Consider the following 13,091-nt stretch of genomic DNA (forward strand, 5'->3'; position numbering starts at 1 on the left):
TTATTTCTCCTTTTTAATTTTTTTTATGACCATTGAGAATATTTTTATATAATATTTTCTAAACAATAACATTGTAATTAATATAATAATTATTTGTAACAAATAGAAATGACTTTTTGTAGATGCCAATATTGTCTGTAATACCAATAATACATATGCAAAAAGCATTCTCTTTTCATTTATTTTCATTCTAACATATCTTTTTGAAACAATATATCTTATTCCCCAAGCTATTACATATGAACAAACCGTAGCAACCGCAGCTCCATATATATGAAATTTAGGTATTAAAACTGCATTTAATAATGCATTTAATAATGCACTAATCATTGTTGTTTTTGCCGCAATTTTTGTATCCTTTACCGCCGAAAAAATACTTCCCAAATAACCGCTTAATGCACTGAACAAAGATGAAAGCAATAACAGTGGAACATACTTCCATGCAACAAAGAAATCTTTTGCATATAAAATCCGTGATAATAATATATTAAATATCATTATCCCTTCACAACAAAAAATCATTAACGAATTATACATTTCATATGTTTTTCCAAAAAAGCCATCACTATCGTCAGCATCATATTCATTTATAGCAGATAACATCCACGCCTGTGAAAAAATATTTTGAAACACTCCTAATATTGTAGGTATTTTATAACTAACCGAATATATACCATTCTCACTTACTCCAAGCATACCTGTAACAAAATATTTATCCAGACTTGAATTAATCCACCATGCCAAAGCTGTAAATATTGTAGGAAAACAGTATGAAATACATTCTTTTTTCATTTTGGGATTATTTTTAAAATCCAAAGTTATACATCTTACAAGCTTTCCTTTAAATAACATATATATATTGGCTGCCATAATTCCCAAAAACATTGATACAAAATATCCTGTAATACCAATTTTTATATATACAAGTAATATAATATTCGATACCAACATAACAACAGTATTTAACAAACTTGAAAAAACCATAATCGGCACTTTATCTACCGCACGAAGATAATTTTGAAACAAGCTATATATACAATTTGCAATAAAAATCAGATACATCCATGCATAATATTTCTTAAAACTATACTCTACCGGTATTATTGACAACAAAAAAAGTAAAACCAACAATATAAGTGCCGCCTTAATTGTCATATAAATACCATATGAAAAATAATCCTTATTATCTTTATCTTTTAATGTAAATCTCAAAACACCTTCTGATATATTAATTGTAAACACTGGGACTAATATGCTTACAGTTGTTGTAATCAAATCAACAGTACCATAATCTGCTGTTGATAATACAGATGTATATAACGGAACCAATAAAAATGCAAGTATTTTTTGCCCAAACGAACTAATTGAAAATAACAATATATTTTTTGACAAATAACTATACTTATTTTTCACATTAAATACCTCTTTAAAATATACTTACTTAACTTAATTGATTTCACATATAATAGAATTTAAATAAATTTTATCGTTATCGTAAACATTAGAACAATCTCTGTTTCCACTTTCATTTACAGATTTTCCCTCTATAGGTTCCCTTAATATAGCTCTATGCAAATACCACATATATTCAACATCAATATGTCCTATATCAACCATCTGATAACCATTATCACACATATCTGATGCTAAAATCGTAGCGGTCGGTCCCAAAGCTGCAAGCATAAGAGTGTCCTTTGATACATTTTTTTTAATAGACTCTTCTATCTTTTCCAAACTTTCAAATGCATTTTCTGCCGGACATATTATTCTTTTTATTGACAATGCATTGTCAAACAAATCATTTCCTATGCCCAGTTTTGTTTTCTTTCCTTCTACTATAACAATATTTTTGTTATCCCAAATTCTTTTTAAATTTTCAAACTTATGCCTGCTAAATTCTATATCACAATAATCAATATAAGGTCTTGTTATACTTGCATCACAATATGTTTGACTTTCATCCAAGAACTTTGCTATATCATAAAAATAATTTGCCCTGATAATTGTCCAATGCATTCTTGCAAACAAATTACATTTATGTGAATCAATAATTCCTTTAGGAAATCCTATAAGCAACTTTTCATTCTTTGATTTCATTGTATTTATAAGCCGCTTCTCCAGTTCTGGTGAGTATTTCTGAAATGAATTTAATTTTTGACCACACATCCATAAGAATTCGCCATCCCCAAAACGTGAAAGAGACATATTTTTATTAATAATACAATCTACTGTTTCTTCATCTGACATCATCTTAAATTCAGGTATACTAATCTTTGCTGCTTTATGCTTTGAACGTATATACTGAGGTAATATCTGAATAATTCTATAATCATATATTAATTTATCCGGAAGAATTTTTTTAATTATTTTCTTAATATTACTCATTTTTATTATCCAACCATTCAAATAATTTATTTTTTGCTTCTTTAACAGTACCTGCTATAAAGAACTTATTTTTATCATCATACATCTGCTTTTGACTACTCAATTTTTTCTTTCTTTCTTCCGTAAAATATTTTGATTTATCATATGTATCAATTACTTTATCCTCTATAATAGGAAATAAAAGAAGAGAATATGATTCTTCACCAAACATAAATTTTCCTGATGTCATTGTTGCACATGATAAAGATATTAATATTTTATCTTTCATCGGACAGTTAAGAATATAAACTTCCCATGGTATCCCCTGTGACTTAATAACATTAAATGTATTTTCAAATCTATTTGTCTTTGATCTGGGATGTAACTTAACAACTGAATTAAATTTTTTATCAATGTCAATAACCTGCTTAAACAATTCTATATCTTCATTCTTTATCAATCCATCATTAGAATAACATTCTTCCATTAATATTACATCTGCATTTTGCAAATCAACATCTTCTTTGTATTCAAATACATAATTAATTGTTTGACACATTTTTTTATTTTGTCTTGAAACCATAGGCAATTTTTGTTTTTTTCCGTTTCTGAACGGAGACATGCTTTCAGGTGAGCTAAACCACCAGCAATTAATATTTCTTATTGATGATTTTAAATTGAATATTTTAAATAAATATTTAATACATTTATTTTCTTTATATTGTATTCCATATACAGTTGGAGCATCCTCCACAACATTATACTTCAAATCAATATTATTTTTCTTTAAAACATTATAACCAACCTCGTTAAACGGTCCATAAATATTATATGTAAACAATTCTCTATATTTTTTCTCTGATAAGATTTTCTTAAACTCTGATTTTATAACACATGCTTTAAGATCAACCAAATGTCTTCCTTTCATATATGTGCTATCATCAATATAATATACATTTTCAAAAATATTTATTTTTTTCAATCTTTGCACAATATTACTTGCTCCATTAAATGATGAAAAGACATAAACATCAACTTTCTCTTTCTCAAACATTTCATATTTTAACTGAATTGTTCTAAATATATGTATAGGTGTTCTGCAAAAAAAAGCTATCATTTTTTCTCCTTTATACCAAACATTTACACTTTTCAATAAACTCATCAAATGAAGCATATCTAGGATTCTGTCTTATTAATTTTAGATTTTTCATACAATCTTCGTAATTTCCCAGCAATTCCATTTCATATTTATATCTCGGTATTTTTTCATAGTCTTTATCATCATTCCATAACCAAAAATAATCATAAAATATAGTATTATCAGGCCACTTTTTATATCTATTATAATAACCGACAGCCAAATCAATAGCTTCTTTCTCCTGTCTGTCAGAATATTTTTTTAAATAACTATTGTCAATCTTATGAATAACTTTTGCCGGATTTCCAACAGCTACGGAATTAGCCGGTATATCTTTAGCAACAACACTTCCGGCACCAATTATGGAATTTTCACCAATAGTTACGCCCTTCAATATTACAGTATTTACTCCAATAAAAACATTATCTTTAATAACAACATTCCCGGATGCACCATATAATCTTGAATATTTTTTCTTAACTACACTCCAATCATAACTATGTGTCAATATTATAACACCTCTAGTTATTTGAACATCATTACCAATTTCAACCATCCAAGGATATTGTTCATCAATAAATGTTTCTCTCGGAGAAAAAATCACAGTTCTTTCACCAATTTTTACTCCCAATCTTTTCAGATATTTAATATATGTTTCTGATGAATATCTATTGCCATATAATATTTTTTTTACAAATTCTTTAATAAACATATCAATCACCAGCTTTTTTAATTGTATTATCCGTTATTTCACTCATAGCTAAAGGTATAATAACATATATTAATGTAAATATATAATATTCAAAAACATTATCAGTAAGATACAATACAAAAGAATATACAGTAAACATTAAATATATTGCTGCAACTTTATCTGAAAATTCATTCTTGAATTTTATTGTTTTAATCTTTATGACATATATTGTCCAAACAATAAAACCAATAAATCCTAATTCAATATATTTCTTTAAGGTATCACTATGCATTCCCGACAATAGCATCCAGCCTTTGTATAATGTTCCTCTAGTTCTAAGTTCTTCTATAAGTTTATCAACATATGACAAACCGTGCCCCATAAATGTAGGTTTAAATTCAAAATATCTTGTCATAAATTCATAAGTATACAATCGACCCATAAAATTAACATTATATTTTTCTGCCAATATTGAAAGTAATCCACTTGATGCCAAAAAAACATATATCAATGATACTGCCAAAACAACTCCTGTTATTACTGTTGTTTTAAAAGATAATTCTTTTCTTTTTCTACCTATGAAAATAAATAAAATAAATGTTATCGCTATTGCTGCAAATTCAATTCGTTTATATCCCCAAATAACATACAATATCGATATAATTATCTTGCTATATAAATGTTTTATATTCTCTTTTTTGCCAAAATACACAAAATATATAAGGAAAAATCCCATTGCAAATGTCAAGTCATGAACTTCAAATATTTTTGTAATTTGCACCGTATCTTTAAGTGTAAACATATATCTTAAAGTATCAACAGGACTTCCAAAAAACGCCATACAAATAGATCCGAAAAAATATGATATAATTAATGAATACCATGTATAATCTATTATTTTTTTACCTAAAACTATATATGATATACAAGCATATAATATACAAATTCCAAGATAACCAACTGTGCTTATAAGACGTGTTACGTAACGTATATTTTCGACGCGTGATATACCTGTAATCCACAAAAAAATTGTATATATAAACATAGCTGCTAATGGTATAATCGCATATTTAAAATGAATTTTTGCTATTTTATTCTCTTTTTTCTTTTTAAATATATATGGTATTGTATACGCAATCCATAGAAGTGATAAAATATATTTTAAAATAGGTTTTACAGTAACTCCGTTAAATTTGAAAGTTACATTTAACGTAGTTATTATGATATATATTAATACATTTAACTTGATTTTCATTTTAAAATTCTTCCTAATATCATAAATAAATATTTTAATGGTATCTTAATCGCATTAAAATATAAATCATTCTTGAGTTAGTTTCCAACATTAATTTCTTCAATATTTTTAAGCTTAATGAATCAGCATATGTTATCTTTAATAAAACTCCATTTACATCTTCATCTTTACATATTTTTTTTATTTCAGACAATTTATTTCTTTTATTCATTCCTGAGCTTAAACTTATATGTTTAAAACAAACAAGCATATTTATTAAGAAATTATTGTCCATTCTTAATATCTCATTATTGGTCAGCTTATATTTTTCAGCAATTTTGTGCATTTCTTTATACAAAACAACGGCTTTTTTATATCTGTCACTTCTGTAGGAATTAGTAAGTGATTGTTCATTATCGCAATAATAATAAATTGTTTTATCATAAAAGCAAATAACATTTGCTTTTGCACATACTTCGGCAGAAAAAATATAATCTTCACTTAATATCTCACGTTCCGATTTAAACTTTATATTTTTTTCTTGTAAAAACTTTCTGTTATATATGGCTTTCCATGCAGGTCCAATTTCAAACAAATCTTTTTTTAATGGTTCACCCAAGCATAACCCTATCAATTCATTTGTATTGCATTTACTGTCAAAAATTTCTTGAGACTCCTTAACCACACCATTTTTCAAATATTTTGCCCTATGGAAAAAACAAACATCAGAATTATTTTTCTTGACGTATTGATATAAACCAAACAAACAATTTTTTTCAATATAGTCATCAGAATCAACAAACATTATATATTGCCCTTTTGAATTATCAATACCTACATTTCTTGTTAATCCCAATCCCTCATTTTTTTTATGTATTACTTTAACATTAAAATATTCCTGACTATATTTATCACATATCAAACCTGAATTATCCGTTGCACCATCATCAACTAATATAATCTCATAATTTTCTATATTTTGATTCAATAAAGAATCCATACATCTGTCAAGATATTTTTGAACATTATATACAGGAACTACTATACTCAACAAAAAATTTTTTTCATCATTTCCATCTATCAACATGTTTGTACACCTTTATCATCATTTTTTTTGAACATGCAAACATAATAATTGCAATTTTTGCTTTTCTTCTTACATTTTTATCTAGTAAGACTTTATATGAATTTGTTTTAATAATATCTTCACTTTTTTTAATTTCATCATTAAATTGATTATTTCTAGGTGCATTTAAATATATTCTAAATGCTGCGGACATTTGATAAGCCAATGATGCTGCAATTAAATCATGATCTTTTTTTCTATCCATATATGCTACAATCTCATCACAAATATACAAAATATCACAATCAGCCTTTGAAAATTTTTTGGTTGTAATGCTGTTTTCTCTGTGCATATATCCATATAGTTTCGCATCACCATATACTATTCTGTCTGCACATTCAAAAATCTTATAAATTGTTGCACTGTCTTCGAACAACATTCCTACAGGAAATTTTATATTATCAAAATATTCTTTTCTATATATTTTTGCACACGCAGAAACCAAAAACGATTTTTGATATAACATTTCTTTTACAGCTTCATCAGCACTAAATACCTTGTGAAATTTCTCTTCCTCAAATACAATGTTTTCCTCCGGATAACAATGCAATGGGTCACATATTGAAATATCAGAATTTGTTTCATAAATTAATTTCATCAAATATTCCACAATATATTCAGAAATTATGTCATCACTGTCAACAAACATTACATATTTCCCCTCGGCAAATTTCACTCCATAATTTCTTGCATCAGACAATCCACCATTATCTTTATGTTTTGTAAGTATTCTTCTATCCCTTTGCCCCCACAAATCGCATAATTTTCCACTGTTATCTTTAGAACCGTCATCAACCAAAATTATCTGTAAATTGTCATATGTTTGATTAATTATACTTTTAACACATTTGTCTAAATATTTTTCAACATTATATACAGGAACTACTATGCTTATCAACTCTTTATTCATTAAATGTCTCCTTTAAAAAAACATGTTCATACAATGCACAAATATGTTCCCACGTATACGCTTCCTTAACTCTTTTTTTTGCTTTATCTCCATATTTTTCTATTTCATTTTGAGTAAGTCTATCCGCTTTATCTATTAAGTCTGCCAGATATCCATCTTCTCTTTTCCAATACATAGCACAGTCTTTTGCAACCTCTCTGTTAAAGCCAACATCAACTAACAAATTTAAATCTGTACTACTCAAAGCTTCGATTAAACTTGGATTTGTTCCTCCAACTGTATGTCCATGGAAATATGCATATGCGTTTTCTCTTATTTTCTTTAACAGTTCTTTATCATAAACTGTTCCTACAAATTTTATTCTTTTATCAGATTTAAAATGTAATTTTCTTTCTAATTCATTTAAAAATTTATCATTCACATTTGTTATAATTGCAAAATCACGTTTTGAATTTGATTTCATAAATTCTCGTATCATAATTTCAAATGAATTTTCAGGCACAAAACGACCAACGACAAGATAATATTCTTTTTTGGATAATCCTTTTTCCGCATACCATTTTACAAGTCTTTCATCATTATCCGCAAGCTTACTCTTAGTCATATCTGCACCATATGCTATATAAGTTGTTTGAGGATTCCTTCCTTTAATACATTTTCCATCATAGCTTTGATGAATATATTTTTCAATATTTATAGAATCACATATAACAATATCTGAATATTTTACCATCATTTTTTCAGAAATTTTCCAATATTTACGTATCGGTGCACTCCATTTTGCACGCATCCATTCATGTCCATCGGGATTCAAATATACTTTCCCCCCAAGTTTATGAATTTTTTTATAAAAATGTTTTGCAAATGGTCCAATTCTACACGCCATTATATATACTATAGGATTTTTTATTTTATTTTTTTTAATATATTCACAAGATTTTTTTAAAGCAGCAACATCATAATATATTGCCTGAGCAGGTCCGATATTTGGTATATTAATTTTAAAGCATATTGCGTTATGATATGTAAATTCATTATCAGAATTTCTTTTTATATCTGTAAGTTTTTTTTCATCTATACAACCATCGCCATTGGCTTTACATGCAACATAATACTTAATGGATGTATTATTTTGATGATATTCCGTCAATTTATCAACAAATGTCTCATATCCGCCATAATTACCTAAACTTTTAGCCCCCACAAGAAATACACTTTGTTTTTTTGACTGTAGCATATCATTACTCCGTTCATTCACATATTCTCCCATCACATTGCACCATCTTTCCTAAACAGCACTCCCACCGTTTTCACCAAAATCTTAATATCCAGCCCGATACTCCACTTCTCGATATACTCCGTGTCAAGCCTTACAATTTCCTCAAAATCTGTGATTTTGCTGCGGCCGCTGACCTGCCACATACCTGTTATGCCGGGCTTTGTTGCCAGGCGGGCACGGTGGTGAAGGTCGTACTTTTCAACTTCGTCCTCCGTTGGGGGACGTGTGCCGACAAGTGACATGTCACCTTTAAGCACATTAAAAAACTGTGGGAATTCATCGAGTGATGTAACACGGATGAAGTGACCGATGCCTGTCTTTTTTGTGCCGTCAGGAAGGATTTTGTTGCCGATGATTCGCGGGTCAAAGTCCATCTTGAACATCATGCCATCTTTGACACGATTCTGTGCCATAAGTTCTTTTTTTCGTTCCTCTGCATCCATGTACATGCTGCGGAACTTATAGATTTTGAAGCGTCGTCCGTTCTGACCTACTCTTGTCTGTGAGAAAAAGATAGGTCCCGGCGAGCTTATATATATAACAGGTGCTATAAATATAAAGATGATTCCGGTTAAGATACATCCGACTATACCGCCTGCAATATCCATTGTTCGTTTTGCAAATGCCTGCTTGTTTGTCGCATAGTTCATGCTTGATGTAAGAACCGTATAATTACCGAGTCTTTCAACTGCATGTCTGTTTCCTGCAACATTTTCGATATTATAAAGATTAAAATGAACAACAACGCCCATTTCAACGAGGTCGTCAACGAGTTCCTGCGGATATTCCGTTCTAGATTCCATGTTGATAAATACTTCATCTACCCAGTTCTTTAATATGTATTTACTAACATTCTGCATATTGGCAACAACTTTTACGCCGCCTATTGTTCTGCCTGTCATATCAGAATCAGAGATTACAAGTCCGCTTATATTGAACATGTCATAATTCTCAGCACGCACATTCTTTATAACATCCTCGGCAGATGCTCTTGTTGTCACTATTAAAAGAGAACGCTTGCCGCCCTCTTCCATTTTCTTTTTAAGGTGGTTTTTCCACAAGACTCTTGTTATATAAGAAAATTCAAGATAAAAAGCTCCCATCAGATATAATACAACACGTGAAAATCCGCCACTCTTTATTGTAAACAGATACATACTTGATATTAATTCAATAAATATCATCTGCTTTAATACTGACACGAATTCGTTGTAATATCCTCTCCTTAGGACACCCTTGTACTGTTCGAGCATAAAGATAACTATCAAATCGGCAATCTCTATCATCAATGCCATATTTCTGTATAACTCAACTTCATAAAGGTTCGTCAATCCATGACGGAAAAAGTATGCCAGTACATATGAAAACTGGACACATAATAAATCAATTATTATAAAATCGAAATGTTTGAACCATCCATTTGACTTTTTCCTATACATTCGTTATCCCTCATACTTTCCGTTAGAGCAATACTGCATTTTGTATTACCCCCCCCCTTAATTTTTCGTAAATATTATAACTCTATCTTTGGTAGGCTTATTTTTATATATGTGATGAACATATAACCCTTACGGATTATATGTTCATCAGATTAATTGTCTTCATTGCTGTAATTGCCATAGTATTTGCCATAATATTTACCATAATACTTGCCATAGTATTTGCCATAATAGCTGTTGCTTGAAAAATTAACTTTGTTAAGTACACAGCCTAGTATTTTGCAGCCTGCAAGTTCAAGCTGTTCTTTTGACTTTCTTGCATATCTGTAACTTATATCGCCACATCCGATTACAAGGATACCTCCGTCACAGAACTTAGATACTACTGCCGCATCAATGACACTTCCGATAGGAGGTGTATCAACGATTACTATATCAAACATCTTTCTTGATGCTTCTATCATATTCTTAAATCTGTCATTGCCGAGAAGTTCACTTGGGTTTGGTGGCACCGGACCTGCAAATATCATGTAGAAATTATCTACATCACTTACACACAGTGCATTCTCAAATGTTGTCTTTCCTGAAAGATAATGTGTAAGTCCATACTTTACTTTACCTTTCTTACCTCTTGATTTCATAACTGATTTTCTGAGATCGGCATCTATAAGAAGTGTTTTCATTCCATTCTGTGCAAATGACTGTGCAAGTTCAAATGAAACTGTACTCTTACCTTCATTAGGTGTTGTACTGGTAAGAAATATTACCTTTGTATCCTCACCAGAAAATTCTATGTTAGTTCTTAATGTCTTAAATGCTTCTTTGCTTCTATAATCAAGTATTGTCTGCTTTATTGTAAATTCCTGCATTGTTTAATCCCTTTCAACTTTTGCTCAATCATCAATAAGTTCTATTCCATCATCAAGATATTTCTTTGCTGCTTCGGATGTCTTAACTTTTCTTGATGTTGAAGAATTGTTAAGTTCAACTTTCTGCTTTATCTGATTCTTTGAATTAGAAGCATTTACTCTCTGGTTATTTGGCTTTGCTGCCGGTGATGATGCCTGTCCTGATGTACGTCTGCCTGAAGGTGCTTTTACAGTTTCTTTGTTAACACCGCTTTCTTCCTCAGTTCTGGCACTTCTTCTCTCGCTGCCTCTTCTGTCACCTTTCTTAGAAAGTTCTTCTCCTGTATTAAGAGGTATCAGGGCAAGTGTGCTAAGTCCAAGATATTTTTCAATATCTTCTGATGACTTGATTGTATCATCAAGAAGATAGCATATAACAATAATTATCGCACTAAGCACGATACCGATTGCTGCCGCAAGCACTGTGTACTTTGTAATAGATGGTGCGGCAGGTGATAATGGAAGATTGGCCTCATCAACAACATTGACAGCTTCTATATCCATAACTGACTTAATGTGGCTTGCAGATACTGTTCTTATAGCATTAGCGATTGTCTGTGCTGCCTGTGGACTTTCATCACGCACTGTTATAGAAATAATACGCGTATCTGTTGTATTGGCAACTGTAACACGGCTAAGAAGTGTTCCATATGATTCATTAAGTCCGCACTGCTTTATAACTGTCTCTAATACATAACGGCTCTTTACGAGTTCTGTGTAGTCCTTTGTAAGCTGTGAAGCAAGCTGTGTATCACTTAATGTAAGATTATTATTATTCTGCCTGTTAAGTATATAAATCTTTGTTGTCGAATCATACTTTGGTGTAACGATAAAACTGCTTACGATAAATCCTATAATGCCGCATGCAATGCCACATAAAAGGATGAGCCAGAGTCTGTGAAGTAACAGACCGAATATTTCTCCTAAGTCAATTTCGATTTCATCAGTATTTTCTTTGTTCTGCTGATTCATTTTCTGTATTTCTCCTCATTTCTTAAATATATAAATAATCGCATTTCAATGTGCTGCTTACTGTATAATTCTGTCCATTGCATTGCCATATAATATGGAGTCAACATATTTTTCATCATATTTTTTGTAAAGAATATTGCTGCATTCACATATATTGGGAACGCGGCTGCCTTCACATCTGTGTGCATCTGTTCCTATATAATCAACGAGCTGCTCTTTTAGCAGGCTGTGAACAAACTTCTTGACATTCTTTCCGCCACCGCCTGTAACACTCGAAGCGTTAATCTGTATATCCGCTCCCATATTGCGGATTGTTCTTACATTTTCAATGTTGGAAGCCATGCATTCATATCTCTCAACATGTGCAACTATCGGAACACATCCCGTACTCAGCACATCATCTACCGCATTGCGGATATAACTGAATCTGTCGGTTGGAAGAAATTCTGTAAGAACGTAATCTCCATAATTCATTCTGCAAAAGCTCTTATTTTCGAGATACTCATCAAATTCATTGAAAAATAAAACTTCATTTCCCTGATAAATAACTATCGGGATGTTATTTTTACTGGCTTCTGCCTGAACTGCATCTATAAGTTCGTCAACTTGTCCGGGTGTCGCATTATTATGTTCAAGCTTGTAGTGAGGTGTTGCAATAACATGTGTTATTCCCTCATCTGCAGCAATGCGAAGCATCTTCAATGTCTCCTCCATGCTTCTTGAACCATCATCAATTCCCGGAAGAATATGACAGTGCACATCAACTATGTACTCTGCCTGCTTAGCTTTTCTACCAAATATCATATCTATCCTTCTACCATTGTATTCATACACTTAAAATGTACTTAAAAACACAATACTACAAAACATAATGCATCACCTAGTAGTTTATCATCTGTATTTTTGTTAGTCAACATATTGTATGTTTTTTTGTCGAAACAGAAAACTTCCGAAAATTATATAATTCCCGGAAGTTTTATAATATAATTATTTAATTTATATAAGATTAAATGCTTTGGCTCTTCTT

Annotated in this window: 11 protein-coding genes and 1 pseudogene; all 12 read right to left on the reverse strand. The window is 30.4% G+C overall.

Features of this window, described 5'->3' with window-relative positions; genetic code table 11:
- The 12 genes and pseudogenes from H8S01_RS00220 to H8S01_RS00275 all read right to left on the reverse strand — a co-directional run bounded on the left by H8S01_RS00220 (position 1) and on the right by H8S01_RS00275 (position 12,868).
- A complete protein-coding gene (locus H8S01_RS00220; RefSeq protein ID WP_186835780.1) occupies positions 1 to 1,413 on the reverse strand; it encodes a lipopolysaccharide biosynthesis protein in 1,413 nt (470 codons plus the stop codon).
- A gap of 33 nt (positions 1,414 to 1,446) precedes the next feature.
- Entirely contained in the window at positions 1,447 to 2,385 is a 939-nt protein-coding gene (locus H8S01_RS00225) for a GT-D fold domain-containing glycosyltransferase (protein WP_186835781.1), read from the reverse strand.
- Positions 2,378 to 3,517, reverse strand: a complete 1,140-nt coding sequence (locus H8S01_RS00230; RefSeq protein WP_186835782.1) for a hypothetical protein — start codon at positions 3,515 to 3,517, stop codon at positions 2,378 to 2,380. The genes H8S01_RS00225 and H8S01_RS00230 overlap by 8 nt, the downstream gene beginning before the upstream one ends.
- A 271-nt stretch (positions 3,518 to 3,788) precedes the next feature.
- Positions 3,789 to 3,941: pseudogene (locus H8S01_RS14515) on the reverse strand (DapH/DapD/GlmU-related protein); the annotation flags it as partial.
- Positions 3,942 to 4,215: 274 nt separating this feature from the next.
- Complete coding sequence (locus H8S01_RS00240) at positions 4,216 to 5,451, reverse strand: O-antigen ligase family protein (RefSeq protein WP_186835784.1); 1,236 nt, start codon at positions 5,449 to 5,451, stop codon at positions 4,216 to 4,218.
- A 34-nt stretch (positions 5,452 to 5,485) separates the two neighbouring features.
- A complete protein-coding gene (locus H8S01_RS00245) occupies positions 5,486 to 6,517 on the reverse strand; it encodes a glycosyltransferase (RefSeq protein ID WP_186835785.1) in 1,032 nt (343 codons plus the stop codon).
- A complete protein-coding gene (locus H8S01_RS00250) occupies positions 6,498 to 7,466 on the reverse strand; it encodes a glycosyltransferase family 2 protein (RefSeq protein ID WP_186835786.1) in 969 nt (322 codons plus the stop codon). Before H8S01_RS00250 ends, H8S01_RS00245 begins: the two co-directional genes overlap by 20 nt.
- Positions 7,459 to 8,736: a beta 1-4 rhamnosyltransferase Cps2T gene (gene cps2T / locus H8S01_RS00255; protein WP_243204180.1), complete on the reverse strand. Its 1,278-nt coding sequence runs from the start codon at positions 8,734 to 8,736 to the stop codon at positions 7,459 to 7,461. Before cps2T ends, H8S01_RS00250 begins: the two co-directional genes overlap by 8 nt.
- Positions 8,736 to 10,184, reverse strand: coding sequence for a sugar transferase (locus H8S01_RS00260; protein ID WP_186835787.1), 1,449 nt, complete (start codon positions 10,182 to 10,184; stop codon positions 8,736 to 8,738). Before H8S01_RS00260 ends, cps2T begins: the two co-directional genes overlap by 1 nt.
- Positions 10,185 to 10,336: 152 nt before the next feature.
- On the reverse strand, positions 10,337 to 11,053 hold the full coding sequence (locus H8S01_RS00265) for a polysaccharide biosynthesis tyrosine autokinase (protein WP_186835788.1): 717 nt from the start codon (positions 11,051 to 11,053) through the stop codon (positions 10,337 to 10,339).
- 24 nt (positions 11,054 to 11,077) lie between these two features.
- The gene (locus H8S01_RS00270; RefSeq protein ID WP_021866934.1) at positions 11,078 to 12,064 is read right to left on the reverse strand and encodes a YveK family protein; all 987 of its coding nucleotides are present in this window, start codon (positions 12,062 to 12,064) and stop codon (positions 11,078 to 11,080) included.
- A 57-nt stretch (positions 12,065 to 12,121) separates the two neighbouring features.
- On the reverse strand, positions 12,122 to 12,868 hold the full coding sequence (locus H8S01_RS00275) for a CpsB/CapC family capsule biosynthesis tyrosine phosphatase (RefSeq protein WP_186835789.1): 747 nt from the start codon (positions 12,866 to 12,868) through the stop codon (positions 12,122 to 12,124).
- Positions 12,869 to 13,091 lie beyond the last annotated feature (223 nt).

Source organism: Lachnospira hominis (ex Liu et al. 2021), from assembly GCF_014287955.1.
GTDB classification, from domain to species: Bacteria; Bacillota; Clostridia; order Lachnospirales; family Lachnospiraceae; genus Lachnospira; species Lachnospira hominis.